The sequence below is a fragment of the Flavitalea flava genome, assembly GCF_054461575.1.
Genome location: NZ_JBTLQH010000036.1, coordinates 18,503 through 35,123, shown reverse-complemented (window position 1 = coordinate 35,123; position 16,621 = coordinate 18,503). Strand labels below are relative to the sequence as shown.

The 16,621-nt window shown below is 42.5% G+C and carries 15 protein-coding genes and 1 pseudogene; 7 read left to right on the top strand and 9 right to left on the bottom strand.

Annotated features, from left to right (window positions below; translation table 11 throughout):
• Positions 1–72: 72 nt before the first annotated feature.
• Entirely contained in the window at positions 73–954 is an 882-nt protein-coding gene (locus tag ACX0G9_RS24125) for an SDR family NAD(P)-dependent oxidoreductase (protein ID WP_459067527.1), read from the top strand.
• On the top strand, positions 938–1,738 hold the full coding sequence (locus ACX0G9_RS24120; RefSeq protein ID WP_459067526.1) for a helix-turn-helix domain-containing protein: 801 nt from the start codon (positions 938–940) through the stop codon (positions 1,736–1,738). Before ACX0G9_RS24125 ends, ACX0G9_RS24120 begins: the two co-directional genes overlap by 17 nt.
• A 49-nt stretch (positions 1,739–1,787) precedes the next feature.
• On the opposite strand, the gene ACX0G9_RS24115 is transcribed toward ACX0G9_RS24120, so the two are convergent.
• Complete coding sequence (locus tag ACX0G9_RS24115; protein WP_459067525.1) at positions 1,788–2,423, bottom strand: NAD(P)-dependent oxidoreductase; 636 nt, start codon at positions 2,421–2,423, stop codon at positions 1,788–1,790.
• Positions 2,424–2,528: 105 nt separating this feature from the next.
• Entirely contained in the window at positions 2,529–3,008 is a 480-nt protein-coding gene (locus ACX0G9_RS24110) for a hypothetical protein (RefSeq protein WP_459067524.1), read from the bottom strand.
• A 40-nt stretch (positions 3,009–3,048) separates the two neighbouring features.
• On the opposite strand from ACX0G9_RS24110, the gene ACX0G9_RS24105 reads away from it, so the two are divergent.
• Together ACX0G9_RS24105 and ACX0G9_RS24100 are read left to right on the top strand one after the other, a co-directional pair.
• Complete coding sequence (locus ACX0G9_RS24105; RefSeq protein ID WP_459067523.1) at positions 3,049–3,780, top strand: MarR family winged helix-turn-helix transcriptional regulator; 732 nt, start codon at positions 3,049–3,051, stop codon at positions 3,778–3,780.
• Between the two features lie 81 nt (positions 3,781–3,861).
• Positions 3,862–4,923, top strand: coding sequence for a serine hydrolase domain-containing protein (locus ACX0G9_RS24100; RefSeq protein WP_459067522.1), 1,062 nt, complete (start codon positions 3,862–3,864; stop codon positions 4,921–4,923).
• A 34-nt stretch (positions 4,924–4,957) separates the two neighbouring features.
• Here the strand turns inward: ACX0G9_RS24100 and ACX0G9_RS24095 are convergent, their stop codons facing one another.
• The 4 genes from ACX0G9_RS24095 to ACX0G9_RS24080 form a co-directional block, all read right to left on the bottom strand.
• Positions 4,958–6,223 carry an amidohydrolase family protein gene (locus ACX0G9_RS24095; protein ID WP_459067521.1) on the bottom strand — a complete coding sequence of 422 codons (1,266 nt, stop codon included), beginning with the start codon at positions 6,221–6,223 and terminating at the stop codon, positions 4,958–4,960.
• 111 nt (positions 6,224–6,334) lie between these two features.
• The gene (locus tag ACX0G9_RS24090; RefSeq protein WP_459067520.1) at positions 6,335–7,300 is read right to left on the bottom strand and encodes an MBL fold metallo-hydrolase; all 966 of its coding nucleotides are present in this window, start codon (positions 7,298–7,300) and stop codon (positions 6,335–6,337) included.
• A gap of 86 nt (positions 7,301–7,386) precedes the next feature.
• The gene (locus ACX0G9_RS24085) at positions 7,387–7,956 is read right to left on the bottom strand and encodes a Crp/Fnr family transcriptional regulator (RefSeq protein ID WP_459067519.1); all 570 of its coding nucleotides are present in this window, start codon (positions 7,954–7,956) and stop codon (positions 7,387–7,389) included.
• A gap of 41 nt (positions 7,957–7,997) precedes the next feature.
• A complete protein-coding gene (locus ACX0G9_RS24080; protein WP_459067518.1) occupies positions 7,998–8,840 on the bottom strand; it encodes a helix-turn-helix domain-containing protein in 843 nt (280 codons plus the stop codon).
• A gap of 83 nt (positions 8,841–8,923) precedes the next feature.
• On the opposite strand from ACX0G9_RS24080, the gene ACX0G9_RS24075 reads away from it, so the two are divergent.
• Positions 8,924–10,435, top strand: a complete 1,512-nt coding sequence (locus tag ACX0G9_RS24075) for an MFS transporter (protein WP_459067517.1) — start codon at positions 8,924–8,926, stop codon at positions 10,433–10,435.
• 147 nt (positions 10,436–10,582) lie between these two features.
• Positions 10,583–12,976 (top strand): ABC transporter permease, encoded by a 2,394-nt coding sequence (locus ACX0G9_RS24070; protein WP_459067516.1) that lies wholly within the window; start codon positions 10,583–10,585, stop codon positions 12,974–12,976.
• Positions 12,977–13,383: 407 nt separating this feature from the next.
• Here ACX0G9_RS24070 and ACX0G9_RS24065 read toward each other — a convergent pair.
• A pseudogene (locus ACX0G9_RS24065) lies at positions 13,384–13,692 on the bottom strand (nuclear transport factor 2 family protein); the annotation flags it as partial.
• 12 nt (positions 13,693–13,704) lie between these two features.
• On the bottom strand, positions 13,705–13,923 hold the full coding sequence (locus ACX0G9_RS24060) for a hypothetical protein (RefSeq protein ID WP_459067515.1): 219 nt from the start codon (positions 13,921–13,923) through the stop codon (positions 13,705–13,707).
• 455 nt (positions 13,924–14,378) lie between these two features.
• On the opposite strand from ACX0G9_RS24060, the gene ACX0G9_RS24055 reads away from it, so the two are divergent.
• Positions 14,379–14,858 carry an XAC2610-related protein gene (locus tag ACX0G9_RS24055; RefSeq protein WP_459067514.1) on the top strand — a complete coding sequence of 160 codons (480 nt, stop codon included), beginning with the start codon at positions 14,379–14,381 and terminating at the stop codon, positions 14,856–14,858.
• A 508-nt stretch (positions 14,859–15,366) separates the two neighbouring features.
• Here the strand turns inward: ACX0G9_RS24055 and ACX0G9_RS24050 are convergent.
• Entirely contained in the window at positions 15,367–16,389 is a 1,023-nt protein-coding gene (locus ACX0G9_RS24050) for a hypothetical protein (RefSeq protein WP_459067513.1), read from the bottom strand.
• Positions 16,390–16,621: the final 232 nt, after the last annotated feature.

The following is a 16,621-nucleotide window of genomic DNA, read 5'->3' as shown; positions in this document are numbered from 1 at the left end:
AACAAAGTGATTTGAACGTTTTAACAAAGCAGCCTGGCCCCATTGAACCGAACTTTGTTAAAAATTTAAATTATGGCAAAAGTTTGGTTTATAACGGGCTGCTCCAGCGGATTGGGACGGAGTCTGACACGCGCAATATTAGCCAGTGGGGGGCTGGTAGCTGCGACCGCCCGAAATCCGGAACAATTAAATGATCTCGCAGAGAAGTACCCTGAGCGTATATTTCCTCTAATGCTGGATGTCAGGGACAAGGCGCAGATCATTGCCGCAGTTGAAAATACGATCAAAAAATTCGGCCGGATAGATGTGCTGGTCAATAACGCAGGGTTTGGCATCCTTGGTGCCGCCGAAGCTTATTCCAATGAACAAGTGAGCAGCCAATTGGAAACCAATTTGTATGCACCGATAGAAATAACCCGTATGGTATTACCTTATATGCGCAAACAGCGTTCGGGCAGGATATTACAGATCAGCTCGATCGGCGGCAGGGTGGGTAACCCTGGCCTGACCATATACCAGGCAGCAAAATTTGGTTTGAGCGGTTTTAGTGAGGCGCTTGCTAGTGAGGTTAAGCCGCTGGGAATATGGGTAACCTGTATTGAGCCGGGTGGTCTCCGAACCGGGGCTTTTACATCCATGATCTGTGCGCCCGAAGTAGAAGGATATGAAAAGACAGTTGGCATACGGATAGAGCTGTTTAAAAGCAATAACTTTATACCCATGGGTGACCCGGAAAAAGCTGCAAAAGTGATGATCGGCTTGGTGGATAACCCGGAACCACCGGTGCACCTGGTACTTGGAAGCGAAGCCATCGAAAGGATAAAACAAAACAATGTTGTAAGAAGCGAGGAAATGGAAAAATGGTTGCCGGTAAGTACTTCGACCGATGCGGATGACGCGGTAGATTTAAGAACGCTGAGATTAACAGCTATAAATAATGCCACAAATCAATAAAAGGCCATTTCCCATAGCTTATTCCTGCTACGTTACCCGCAGCAAAGGAGGAGAGCAGTTTATACCTGATTTTGTATTTAGTTACCAGGTATCAGGGACGATGATCATGTATGACGGTAACAAGGAATATATTTTTAATCCCGGAGGCTTCAGAATCGGCAGGCGGAATCATCTGATCAAGTTTAACAAACTGCCTCCGGAAGGTGGGGAGTTCAAGTCATTTTCGGTTCATTTTGATCAGCCCTTTTTGCGGAACTTCAGTATGGAGGCCGGATATAAAGCTGAAAAGCATATCAGGGGTAACGCGGTAATCGATCTCAAACCTGCTCCCTTGTATAAAAACTATTTTGATTCTTTGCCACCCTACGTGGAGCTTAATGGGAAAGATGATGCCGGGCTGGTTACTTTGAAATTGAAAGAGGCGATACTGTTGCTATTAAAGATAAATCCGGAGATGAAAGACATACTGTTCGATTTTAGTGAGCCTGGGAAAATAGACCTTGAAGCTTTTATGAACAAAAATTTTCATTTTAATGTCAACCTCAATCGGTTTGCTTACCTGACCGGCAGGAGTCTGGCTACCTTCAAGCGGGATTTCGAAAAATTGTTCCACTTAACACCGAGCCGCTGGCTGCAGGAACGAAGGCTAAAGGAAGCGTATTACCTTATCAAGGAAAAAGGCCAAACAGCGTCAGATATTTACCTGGACCTGGGTTTTGAAGATCTGTCACATTTTTCATTTGTTTTTAAAAAACAATTTGGAGCGGCTCCGACAAAGATTTAATCCGGAGGTTATTATCTGGTATTCCAGATACCGATTGTCCTCAGAAAATTCAATAGGAGATTTCCAATTTGGCTTTGAATGTTTTTTCATCGGTTAAATGATTTACGATATAATCTGCAAGGTCTGCACGGGAAATTTTTGAAAGATTCCGTAAATGTTCGTTGATAGCAGTTCTGTATTTACCAGTGTGTTTAGTGTCTCTGAGCCAGGGAGCGCGAATAACTGTCCAACTCAGATTGGATTCAAGCAATATTTTTTCCATGATGAGCATGTCGGCATAAGGGGATCTGAATATTTTTTGAAGAATATTTTTGGTAACAAATTTTATTAATAAAGAACTTTTGGGCGGTACAATTACCGCTCCGGCCGAAAGGCAAATAAGCCGCTTGATATTCGCTTCCTGCATTGCCTCCATAATATTCCTGATACCTTCGGAGTAAACGGTCGTGGGTCCTATTTTTCGAACACCCAAACAGGAAACAACCGCATCCTGCCCTTTGATTGCATCTCCAAAACTGTTCTGCTGAAACACATCGCCTTTAATAATTTTTAGTTGTTGGTGCCGGATTGCTAACTTGTCGGGGTCTCTTACGACAACAGTAACCTGATGGCCAGCCTGCAATGCCTGTTCAACCACCAATTTACCTGTGCCTCCTGTAGCTCCGAACACAATTATTTTTTCCATGTAAGTATTATTAATTTACTAACTTTTTATAAAAGACCCTGTCAAAAAACTCTTCCAAATAGCAGCATAATTTTGATAGGGTCTGGTTTTTTCATTGTGCAAAGTTTAATTGAATTTAAAAACGCTTAATATGAATATTATAATAAACAATAACATTTGAGAAAAATGAAACAAACGGAGACTGAATCTTATTTTAAAAAGCCCCGATTCGTTATTATTCCATGCTATTCCTGCGGATAAATATTTTTTCCTCAATTTAATACCCAGTCTTCTTCCATTAGCAAGACCATTGATAATTATGATAACAACTAACCCAAATTTTATCCGGAACCAGGTTTGTTCCCCGAATGCCCCATGTGTAATAGCCATCATGGTAACTCCAGAAAGAATTAAGAGAATAATCCCAATGGCAAACAGGATTACGATTTTTGAAATGGTTTCGTAAATGGCCAGGCCTTTCGTTTGGTCCTTTGCATATTGTTTCCAGAATTGTTTAGTGATTATATAGTCCACTACTGTTGTTCCTGCCATCATGCTAAGCCCGATAATATGTATTACCAAGGCAATGTGGTAAAGTGTTTGCATTAAATTTCGTTGTTTTAGTTATAACGTTAACGTATTTTATATGGCAAATATAATACGTTTTCGGAGTAAAAAAATTATTCCAGAGTATTTTTTTTACATTTGCTACGAAAACGTATTAATTGCCATGAACAAAACGGTAGAAATAGTGAACCTATGGGGTTCTTTTGAAGAAAAACATTCGACCGGAAGCATTGAAGATTTTTGCAGACATTATCTTGCCCGGCAAAGCCAAAAAAAAATAAAAGGTCCTTTAGTCGGTGGTGTCGTACCGCCTATTAGTGACGGACTGTTATTGAAAATAATTGGAAGAATTCATAAACTGAATATGAATTATGCTAACATGGCACTAAAGGGAACAGATCTGAATCAAATGGAAGAGTTTGGCATATTGCTTACCATAAAACAGGAAAAAAATCCAAGAAAAACGGAGCTTATTTATGCCAACCTGTTTGAACTTTCAAGCGGAACAGATATGTTGACCCGGATGAAAAAAAGAGGGCTTATCAAGGAATATGATGACAAAGAAGACAAACGATCAAAAAGAATAGAGCTTACTGTCAAAGGAGAAAAGGCAATTGAAGTGTGCTTTGGTAAAGTCAGAAAAATGGCATTGATGATGATGCATGACCTGACGGAGGATGATAAAGAGCTTTGTATCCAATTATTGAAAAATGTGGAGATAAAATTTTCAGCATTATGGCAAAAACACAGAGGGAAGGGATTTGAAGAAGTTTATAAGGAAATAATTGGCGGAGAAGGAAAAATGAAATAGCCACGGCCGGGAATGGAAGCGGGCAGATCTTTGAATGTTCAGTCCAGCGTAAAAGACAGCATTAAATAGGTTGACTAAAAGATGAAACCCAGAAAACGGCTACTAAAAAAAATTATATCGATTGTTGCAATAATCTGTGCCATGGTATTTATACCTTGGATTATGCTAAGGGCGTGGTTAGCACCACTACCAGATACAATTCAGCAGCAACTTGATAATGCTTTAGATTATAATCTGGATGGCATTATCGTGTATGTAGATCAATCAGGTAAGCCACCTGCATTTTATGCAGCTGGCTGGAAAGATAGAGAAAATAAAGTGCCAGCCGATCCGCAGGCATTTTTCAAGATTGCCAGCATCAGCAAATTGTATATTGCTGCTGCTACCGCTAAAATAATCAACAACAAAAGTTTGTCGCTTGATGACACGCTGGCTAAGCTCTTGCCTGTGCTTGTCGGGAGAATACAAAATGCAAACAAAATTACCCTGAGAATGCTGCTAGAACACCGGAGCGGCATCCCTGATTATATTAAGGACCCCGCGTTTCCATGGGACAAACCGTTAACGGATGTCGACAAGATTCTGGAACTGGTATTAGATGAACCCTCGGAATTTGAACCTGACAGCCGCTATGACTATTCCAATACGAATTATCTATTGATTGGCAAGATCCTGGATAAAATATTGGGCTATAGCCATCGGCAATATATCAAAAGTGAGATTCTGGCACCACTTGGGTTAACGCACACTTTTTGCTTACTGAGTGAAGTGGGCGCCTGGGAAGTTGTTAGTGGGTACGATTCTCATTATGATAAGGATGTGAAGATGCTTGATTTTGTGTCTCCTGGCGGATCGATGGTTGCTACGGCACAGGATGTAGGCGTTTTCCTGAGGGCATTGAATGATGGCTCCTTGTTAAATAAAGAAGAGCAGGCTATATATTCCTCTATTTATAAGTATGATCATACCGGCTTATTACCAGGATACCAGAGTATTGCCCAATATCACAAGGATATTGATGCCGTGGTGATTCAGTTTGTAAACACCAGTGGCGGAAATGCATGGACGATATCAGAAATTGTATATAATAATATCATAAAGATTCTGAAAAAAAATGCTCAAAACAATGTATATACAAAATAGGTGTGATATCAGGAAATTTAACGATGTAACTTATTTATAGCCTGAAAATTTTACCTGCTTTGATCACCATGTAAATTGATAATATATTATTAATATTTTCCAGCGGGTTTTTGTCAAGAACGACAAGGTCGGCGGTTTTATTAATATCAATTGTGCCGCAATGTTGATCGAGGCCCAGGGCCATGGCTCCATTTTGTGTAGCAGCTATTAACGCATCTATCGGTGTAAAGCCAGCATCCTGCACCAATAGAATCATCTCTTTTTGTACAAATTCTTCCTGGTCGTCATCTGTCCCGGCGCTGATGATGATTCCTCGTTTATAGGCTGCGGCCGTGAAACGTTTACCTATTTCATAGGAAAACCGGTGCATACTATCCTGTTCTCCCCATTTCTTATAAGTGAGAAGGGTGGCATCCAAAATGGTATGATGGTCTTTCATTAATCTAAAAACAGGTAAGTTGTATAAAATAACAGTATCCCAAAAACCAGCCTTATGCAGATTTTTTTTCCAAACCGAGGGAATGCTGTCTTTTAAGTCATAAATAAGCAATGGGGCATGTGAAATGGAGCTAAGGCCAGCTCTGACCATGCCTGTAGGTTTGGCAGGGTTTAGCCAGGCATGGCCCCAAACCATAATGCCTTGACGGGTCGCTTCGCAGACTATCTTTGCTGCCAGTTCTTCGGAGAGGTCGGCATACAGCTTTATTCCTGTAGCACCCGTACCTTTGGCCTCTGCAATCGCCAAAATCAGGTTGGTGGAATCGGTAACAGCCTTCATGTATGGCATTTGTCCGGAAACGGCGCCCCTGGTGCTTGAAGAAGTTCTTGGATCGTTAAAGAAATCGGGTCCAGCCATCAGCGCGGAGTAATAAATGTTAGGGGAAATTATATCACCAGTAAGTGCATCGCGCGATAGACTGGCCAGTGTTCGTGCATCGCCTGCCATGTCACGGACGGAGGTAATGCCGCTATACAACATTCTGTTCAGTACATCGAGCGTTGCCGCTCTGTTATCTTTTCCGGAAGGATCTGTAGCCAAGTGAACATGAGTGTCGATCAGACCCGGAATCAAATATTTTCCTGTCAGCTTTATGATGCTCATGGAATCAGGTAGAGGCTTGCTCCCATCTGGAATGATCTGTATTATAGTACTTCCCTTTAAGATCACGGTTTGATGTTGCAGAGAGCCTTTGTGATTAGCGTCGATAATGGTTACACCTGTGAGTGCTACATCTTTTAATGAAACCTGGCTGAAGCAATTATGGTAAAACAAAGCCAAAAAGAAAATAATGTATTTCATAATGAACCTTTACTGGTTTCTTGAAGTTATAAATTTTAGTTATGTAATTGTAATTTTTATTATCCCCCGACCCGAAGGCCATTTCAATTATTGTCCTGTCCAATAGGTGCTTTAGTTGACAGGCAACCCTATATATGATGATCCGCTCGCTCTTAGATGTCCTATACCTGGAAATGATATGTGGTCACCTGCAATCCAGTAACCACCTTTTGCGGCAGCAATAAAAGCCATTTTGCGCTGGTATGCAGCAGCTTTGGGGTCAACATCATATTGAATCGTAACGGACGGGTTTGATAACTGAACGGCTGCTACATGCATGATATCTCCCAGGAATACAAGTTTTTGCCCCTTACTTTCAAAGACATAAGAAGTATGACCCGGCGTATGACCAGGACTGGCGATAGGTGTAATGCCCGGAAATAATTCGCCCGCGTATTCAAACGCCTTCACTTTACCGGCTTTTAGATAAGGATCCACCTTCTGTTCCGCATTCTGATAATAGAACTTTAGTCCTTCAGGGGCGTTAACTTTGTTTGCTGCCGTTAGCCAAAAATCGACTTCCGGTTTACTGATATAGATGGTGGCATTCGGGAAGACCATTTTTTCGCCATCTATCAATCCACCCACATGATCGGGATGAATATGGGTGATCAGTACGGCATTGATTTGTTCAGGCGTATATCCGGCGTTATTCAGGCTTTTTTTCAGTTTCCCAAGGGAGGGGCCAAACGCGGCCGCAGTGCCTGCGTCAACCAGTATCAATTGGTCATTCGTTTTTACCAGATAAGCATTTACAGAAGTTTCGACCGGGGCTGTTATGTGATTAAGTTTCAGCAGCTGTTCGATCTCGCCTGGTTTGGCATTTGTCAGCAACTTGAAAACGTCTTGCGGTATGGTCCCGTCAGAAAGCGCGGTGACCTCAAAATCACCTATTTGCATGCGATAGTATCCGGGCTGCGATAGGGATATCGTGTTTGTGCCCTGTGCAATAGAAATACATGGAGATACGATTTGGTAACCCAGAATCGTAAGAAAGGCAATGGCTGACTGTAAAACAAATTGAATTGAATATTTCATCTTATATAATTTATAAGACAAAATTCGAGTTATTGAGCAGGCTGGCGAAGGTCTTTTGTCACTTTGATTTTGTGACAAATGTCACGTCACGAGCGGTACAAACGACTTAACGTTTCCCGGGATATACCAAGATAAGAGGCTATAAATGATTTAGGGATACGATTTATCAGGTGGGGATATTGTTGGATAAAATACGCATAGCGGTCCTTGGCGCTGCCCATGATCATTACCTGCAACCGTTTCTCAAGCGATATATATCCCCAGCCAGCTTTTACTGCCATGTAATGTTCATATTTCCTCATTTCAGCACACAATTTCTCCCTGTTTTCCAGGGTGATGGCCAGAACTTCACACTCCTCCAGGCATTCTATATTAACAGTGGCGTTGGACTGTTTGGCGAAAGCTTCTCTGTCGGTGATCCACCAGTCTTCAACGCCAAATTGGTAAATGAATTCCTTACCCGTCTTTTCATCTGTAAGGTAGGCCTTCAGACAACCTTTTAGCACAAAATATATGAAGCGCACATATTCTCCTTCCTGGATGAGGAAGGAATGTTCCTTTGTCTTTTTGAGAACAAAATGAGATAGGATATAGTCAAATTCTTCATCCGACAGGGGGCTAACGGTTTCTATATGGGCTCTGAGCGGATGGACCATTAAAAGGCATTTATTTGGTGTGGTGTAAAAATATATTTGGTTTACGCAGCCTTACTTTTTCTATATTGGGTTAGGCTTAGGCTTTTGTGTTTTTTGAAGAATTTATTCAGGTGACTTTCGTCAGCAAAACCAAACTCGTCCGCTATTTCATTGATGCGTCTGTCACTGAATTTCAGACGGTGTTCAATGAGGCGGATCTTGTAGGTAGCGATAAAATGCTGAAGGGTTTCGCCACACTGGTTCTTGAAATAACTACCGAGATAGGTATCAGAAATGCCAAAATCCTCAGCAATTATGGAAGCCTTCAGTTTTTGGGGCGAAAAGATATTGTTTTGAATGTAGTTGATGATGTCCTGGATGCGCTTATCGGCATTTATTTTTAACTGAGCCGGTTTGATCTTAGCAATGTTCCTGGCGGCAATGACGATCAATGCATTGACAAAGTGCATTTGCAAATCCTCTTCATAAATATCTCTGTGGTGAATGCCCTGCAGCAAAGATTGAATGATGGACCTCACCAGCGGATAATCAGACTCATTGCGCAAGATACAACCCGTGAGGTGGGTGGAGTAGTACAATAAGCATTCAATCTCACAAATGTTCTTCCATTTGTATTTTTTCACATAATCGCCGGTGAATTTAATGAGGAGAAATTCTGTGGTTTCTTCAATATCAAAATTGTAACAGTCATTGGGAGTCAGCAACATCAGATTGCCCGTCTTGTATGCGATCCGGTGGCTATTGATGCTTAAAAAACCGTTGCCTGAAATAATGTAAGCCATCTGGAAGAAAGTAAGCTGCAAATCTTTCAGGGGACAATCATCCACCTTCCTATACAAGACTTCCAGGGATTGGTGGATATTTTCTTTTTTGTTTTCAAACATGCGGCAAAAATACCTTTTTATAGTGAAGTTGTACCGAAAAATTGGAATTATTCGGTATAGTTTTACAAAAAAATAAAACACCCATGTTAAGAGTTGATCAGACCGGGAAGAATACGGTCGCTTTGATAGCAGTATGTTTAGCGGCCCTGATGTTTGGCCTGGAGATCTCCAGCGTACCAGTGATACTTCCAACACTCGAAACGGTCTTACACAGTGATTTCAAAGAAATTCAATGGATCATGAATGCTTATACGATTGCCTGCACTACGGTACTGATGGCCACCGGCACCCTGGCCGACCGCTTTGGTCGGAAACGGGTTTTTATCATCAGCATTTTGTTATTCGGCATCACGTCATTGTTTTGCGGTCTGGCACAAACCACGCGTGTGCTGATTATCAGCCGGTTCCTACAGGGAATGGGCGGCGGAGCGATGCTGATCTGCTCTATCGCTATCCTTTCACATCAGTTCCGGGAAGGACTTGAGCGGGGTAAAGCGTTTGCTATCTGGGGCATCATCACGGGAGTAGGGTTGGGTTTTGGCCCTATCATCGGAGGGGCTATAGTAACGGTGTTCAACTGGCAGTGGGTGTTCCTGGTTCATGTGGGCATTGCCATGATCACTGCAATTCTTGTATTCAGGGGCGTACAGGAATCACGGGACCCGCAGGCCAAAAAACTGGATATTGCAGGGATTATCTCTTTATCACTGGCAGTATTTGGCCTGGCGTATTTTATTACGCAGGGGCAGGCTATCGGATTCAAGAGCATCAAGGGTCTTGGCATTCTTGGGGCTACTGCACTGAGTTTTATTATTTTTTTGAGGGTGGAAAAGAAGCATGCTCACCCTATGTTCGATTTCTCCGTATTCAGGATCCGCCGCTTCTCCGGTGCTATCATTGGCTGCATCGGCATGAATTTTAGTTTCTGGCCATTTATGATCTACCTGCCGATCTATTATCAAAGCGCTCTCGGCTATGATATCATCACGGCTGGATTATCTTTACTGGCTTACACACTTCCCACCCTGGTGGTACCACCTTTGGCAGAACGACTTACGCTCCGCTACCAGCCTCGCAATATTATTCCTTCGGGATTATTGATGATCGGGCTCGGCTTTCTGCTGATGCGCTACGGTAGTAGCGTAGCGCATGCCAGCTGGTTGACAATGCTGCCCGGTTCACTATTGGCGGGTATCGGGCTGAGTCTTACGAATACCCCCGTTACAAATACGACCACTGGGGCGGTTACACCAGACCGTGCCGGTATGGCATCGGGCATTGATATGAGTGCACGCCTGATCACTTTAGCCATCAATATCGCCCTGATGGGATTCATCCTTGTGGAAGGAATTTATTCCTACCTGGAAAGCGTTCTTTCCGGGTCTGTTGCCCCTTCCCAGTTACATACGGCAGCGGAAAGGATAGCCGCAGGGCTTTCTGCAGCGGACCTGTCCGATGCTATCGTACATGCTGCACTGGCGCAGGGGTTTGGCTGGGTCATGCTTTTTGGCGGAGTTGGCGTATGTATCCTGTCCCTGGTCAGCTTCCTGATCTTTGGTCCGAAAGAAAAAACTGCGGTCGGGGTTTCTGCCTGAGGGTATATGGCTATAACACGAATAGTCAGGATTAGTCCAAACCGTGCAACTAGTGTATCGAAATCGCACGGGCCCCGGAGGTTATTGTTGCTATGCCATTGACTATCAATTACCTAAAAGCTGGTATTTTTTTTGGCAGGAAAGAGTATGCTCAAAAACTATCTTACCATCGCCTGGCGCAATTTGTTAAAGAACAAATTGTTCTCCTCGATCAATATTATCGGCCTAGCCACCGGTATGGCGATCGCTCTGCTGATCGGCATGTGGATTAACGACGAACTTCAGTTCGATCTTTATTACAAAAACCACGACAGGCTGGCGCAGGCTGCGGTGCTACCCAGTGACAAAGGAGTTACGTATACCAATTTGACCATACAGATGCCTTTGGCCAACGAGCTTCGTACGAAATACGGGAAAGACTTGAAATATATATCCCTCGTTGCCGGGCGGGGGGCACATATACTGGCGGCGGGTGATAAAAAGTTATCTGGCGTAGGCATGTACGCACAAAATGATTTCCCGGAAATGTTCTCGCTAGACATGGTGAAAGGTAGCAGGAATGTCCTGAAAGATCCTTCGACTTGTTTGATCTCCCAGACTATGGCGATAGCGATCTTTGGCTCGCAGGATCCGATCAACAAGACGATCCTTATCGACAATGGCTTCGATCTTAAAGTGGGTGGCGTTTATAAAGACCTGCCCGAGAATACCACGTTCTATGAGACCGCCTGCATCATGCCCTGGGATAATAAGGCGAATTGGTTCAATTCAAAGGACCCGCAGAGCAATTGGTATAACCATTGCGGATTCCTTTATGTCCAGTTGAAAGATAATGTGACCATGGAACAAGCTGCTGCTTCCGTAAAAGACGCTCCTGTCAGTCATATCCAGGGATATGTAGAAAATGCTACGCTGTTTCCCCTGGATAAGCTTCATTTATTTAATGAGTTCACCAACGGTAAGATGTCAGGGGGGCGGATACAGGATGTCTGGCTTTTCGGCATCATCGGGGTATTTGTGTTACTGCTGGCTTGTATCAATTTCATGAACCTGAGCACCGCCAGGAGCGAACGTAGGGCAAAAGAGGTGGGCATCCGCAAAGCCATCGGTTCCCTGCGCCGACAATTGATCGGGCAGTTCATCAGTGAATCATTGGCAGTGGCCTTTTTGTCCCTGGTGCTGGCGCTTGTCCTGGTAAAGCTTTCCCTTCCCTTCTTCAATGGACTGGCGGACAAACAAATGTCCCTGCCCTGGAGCAATATTTATTTCTGGGAGGTCCTTCTTGCGTTCACATTCCTGACTGGCCTGGTGGCGGGCAGCTATCCTGCCTTTTATTTGTCGGGTTTCCAGCCGATCAAAGTGCTCAAAGGTACTTTCCGGGTCGGTCGTTTGGCCGCTGTGCCGCGGAAGGTATTGGTGGTAGTGCAGTTTACCGTATCCGTTACCCTGATCATCGGAACGATCATCGTTTTCCGCCAGATACGATACGCAAAGGACAGACCAGTTGGCTATGATAGGGAAGGGCTCATTACCGTTGAGATGAATACGGGCGATCTCCAAAAGAATGCCGAAACCATCCGTAGAGAATTGCTGCAAAGCGGAGCCATATCGGACCTGGGGAAAACCAATAGCCTTCCCACTGAAATAAGTTCCAATAATGGCGGTTTTTACTGGAAGGGAACCGCTCCCGAAAACTCCATTAATTTCGGGACGCTTAACGTAGATTACGACTATGGTCATACAGTGGGCTGGCAGGTGGTGCAGGGCCGGGACTTTTCCAGGAGTTTTCCCGCCGATACGGCTGGCATCATGGGTGGAGTCATCCTGAATGAAGCGGCGGAAAAAGCGACAGGACTCCAGCATCCTGTCGGGGAAATAATCAACTACAAGGGTAGTATCTTTGCCAATGTTCCGCACGTCATCGTAGGAGTGGTAAAAGATATGGTGATGGAATCTCCTTATAAAAAGCCAACACCCGTGATGTTTTTTTGTAGTGGTTGGATGGGCACCATGGTGATTCGGATCCATCCGCAGATGCCCGTACGAGAGGCGCTGGCTAAAATGGAGCAGGTATTCAAAAAATATAACCCCGGCAGCCCGTTCGAATCCCATTTCATCGATGATATCTATGCGAAGAAGTTCTCAGATGAAGAACGTGTCGGCCGCCTGGCGGGCATTTTTGCTGTTTTGGCTATTTTTATCTCCTGCCTGGGTTTGTTTGGCCTAGCTTCATTTATGGCGGAACAGCGCGTTAAGGAGATCGGTGTGCGTAAAGTACTGGGGGCAACTGTTTTCAATTTATGGAAGCTATTGTCGAAAGATTTTTTGGCCCTGGTCGTACTTTCCTGCCTGATCGCCATTCCGCTGGCCTGGTATTTCCTGCATGCCTGGTTGCAGAAATATGAATACCGTACGAACATCAGTTGGTGGATCTTTGCCGCCACGGGAGCCGGGGCCTTGGGAATCACGCTATTGACAGTAAGCTACCAGGCTATTCAGGCTGCGCTGTCCAACCCGGCGAATAGTTTAAGAAGCGAATAATTTTTTTCATGGAAGGAGGTTGTTACATAACTATAAGTATTACTTAGCCTTTACCCAAGCATCTCGGGCAAGTTATTGGCATGGGAGATTCTGATCGTTTAAATAGGCGGGTCCACCACATGGTGTGTCAAATTAACCAAAAGTTTGAAAGATTTGTGCAAAATATGTTGATTTCGCTGAGAGAGAAAGAATAGAGTAAATCTGGGAAGAAAAGCACGAACAATCTAACAAAAAAGGGAAGAACCAAGCAAAATATCGCCTAATTCTTCCCAATTTGGAACGAGCGGAAAGGGGGGACAGTTTTCGACCCTTTTTACACGTGATTTAGGAAGGATAATACAGTTTATTACCGAGTCTGACCCTATTGTATCTGATTATAATCTATCGTAAAAAAGTCTGCTAATTTGTCAATTAACCTTTTCGGATATTGGATTGCTTTTGGCAGCTTTTGGGTCTACTAGGGTATTCTGCCCGGCAGAAAGTAGCCAGGTTCCATTTTTTTTCACGTAAATTAGAATTAATAAATTGTCGGTTTCGGGCGTTCTATTAGTCACACGATCGATTCCGTCAGGAGGAAAAAGGGAGCCAACATGACAATTCAAATGAGCAATGGCGACATCATCTGTCAAAAACCGTATCTTCAAACCTGTTTTTGCGAACGGCACGCCTTTGAAGAAATGATCAAAAGTAACTTGGTGCGCTTTTTTCACAGTGTCTCTTCCTTTCCACTACATACCTACAATGTTTACCCATTCAACATCGCTAGTTGCATATTGATCCATATTTTTGAATTCCCTGGTATTCCAGTCAGAAACCAAACGATCAACCTGACCTCCAATCAATCTTTCATCAATCTGATTGCCAGACGATTTTTCTCCATTTTGGGCACAACAAAATAGGCTCTTAAATATCAATGCTATAAAAAGCGTTGTTCTGAGGATTGTCATTTTTTAAATTTAAAAGCGAGTATTTGCCTGGCTTCATCAATTATTTTTTGTTGTAATAATGAAGGGCTTTGCGGCTTAGATAAGAATGCTTTTTGGCTTTTGCTGATTGTATGAATTTTTTCCTGCTAGTTTTTTTGAGTCTAGTGGTTGAACATTGCTCGTAATCAAAATCCTTCCTGGAATCGCCCCAAATATACAAAGCTTGGGATTACTTAAAGAGGTATTTTACCGGTGGCGGAATCCAGTATGCCATTATCGTAATCTAGTGAGCAGTTGCCAGACACACTGCGGGTAGGGGCAAGATTATGGAATTTATAGCCAAGTATTGCCGGAATAGGCCCGGATGGGATGTAGGTTAAGATTTTGCCCCATCCAATTAGCATTATTTTAACTCCTACGCTCTTGTGGCCGCCGCCAATATTGCTGACTTTTATCCAGACACTAATTAGCAAAATATGCGAATAACCATTGGTTCAGCAATAATCTCCCTTTTTTTTCATGCGGTTTCTGCTAGTTCAATATTACCAAAGCTTTCCGGCCATCCTGGTATAATGACTCATATGCGGACAAATTTAACCCTACTCAACAATCTGTGTGCAAAACCGCCCGAAAAAAAAGAACGATATGAAAAAAGAAATGAGACAATGGGGCTGAAACCTTTAAACGACAGCGATACAATAATAAAGATTAAGGCCCAAAAGCTACTTCGTCACCTGCACGAAATTAATAAATACCCTATGGGTGGCCACGATACGCTCATTGACTTAAATGGAGACCACTTCAAGGATATTCTAATTGAGTTTTATAGCCTTGCGGGTACCGGCGAAAAAAATTGTATAAATGTTTTCTTATATGATAAAGTAGAACGAAAATTTATTGAAAACAAGCAGTTGAACCATCTTTGCAATCCGACATTTTATTTTAAAAAAAAATAGTAACCGGATATTACATTGGTTATGGAGGAGGTGACGCTGTCAAATTAAAATGGAGCCGACTTAAACTGGACACTCTGGAATTGATCAACGTGGAAACTCTGCATAAGTCGGGAAATCCAAAATTTAAGCTCGAGATTCATAATTATATTAGCAAAAAGAAAATGGTGGCTCTTTCTAAAATACTTAGTTTACCCAAAGAGTATAAGTATTGTACATATAGGTCAATCATTGAAGGCAACGGGTCTAAATAACAATGCTAAGAAAATTTATTTAAATTTTATTGTAAGAGATCAATTGCGGTTTCCTTTTACTTAATCAAACATAAATAGGAAGAATCAAGCACAATTCTACTCAATTCTTTCCATTTCGGCCCAATGCGGAGAGTGTGGGATTACCTTCGCCCGTTCCCGCGGGACTCGGTGATCCCGGGGTGGGGGAGGCTAGATCAAAAAGAATGCTTACACAACCGCTGGATTGTCCATTATGAAAAAACAAACTTTCTTATTGGTCAAAAAAATGGAGAGCCTTCATAATTATCCGGATATAATATGCGGACTTGGCCAGAACTCAATCCCTCTAGGGAATCTTCATCCTCAATAGCAATTATGTAAGGTCTGTTTATTTGTTTCTCTAAGAGTGCTGTATTTATGGTATTGACAGCAAGTGGGTAGGAGACGGCGTGAAAGAAGAGATTTACCGACCCAGATCCAATATCTCCACCGGTTATAGCGCCATTTCCCGTCCAAAATAGGTATTTGTCGAGATAGTCCCATATTTCATTCCGGAATTTCAAATCATCCCCATCGCCCCAGCTATCACTAGTTTTGAATTGTAAAATCAACTTGCTGATTAATTCATATTCATAATATGCTTCCTTTTTCTTCTCGTCAATAAGCATTTGATAAATTTGTTTGGTTTCCTCCAGAGATTTACCCTTGATCTCCTGATATTCCCCAACTGCCCCTACTTCTCCATGACAAACGACAAGGCCGATTGGCTCTGAAGTTCCGTATATCTGCCAATATTGGATTGATTCATCTTTGGCGTGATACAATTTTACCGTTGTGAACGGGTTGACTGGTGTTAATAGCTTTAATAACTTGTCAATTGGCATTAAAGATTTCTGTTGAAAAGACAACAAGGGGTCATAGGCTTCTGATGTAGTCGTCAGTTTTCTCAATAAATCTGTAAAATAATCGGTCAAGGTGAAAATATCTTCCATTGGGTGTAGACCAATCTGCCCTACCATACCTTGCATATCGATATGCCATATAAGATTTACTTCTAAAGCGCTATCGAGCAAGTCTTTATTGATTGTCACTACATCAAATGCTACAAATGAATTTTCGTTTCCAAATTGATTAACCCATAAAGAGCAAGTAGCAAAATAGGATGGTTCCGGGACATGGTCTCCATAAAAATCAGTGAAAGCAAGAAAATAATCATAATTATTATCCCCTGAAACGAAAACCCCGATATATTTTTCGTTAGTTGTCTTGATAGTAAGAAAGTCACCATATACATAGCCCATGTGTGTTATTTTGGGTCAAAATAATAAAAAAACGAGATACTTCTTCTAGGCGATGATAATAGACAATATGAGTCTTCATCTGTTTTTATAAAATATTTTGTAAAGTGAAAACAATTATTACCTTTGCATCATCATGAAAAAACAAACGTCATATTGTAGTACGTACAGTTCCTTTACAGAAGGAATAGACCGAGCTATGTTATGATGTAAACTATAAAAACATTCACAACCC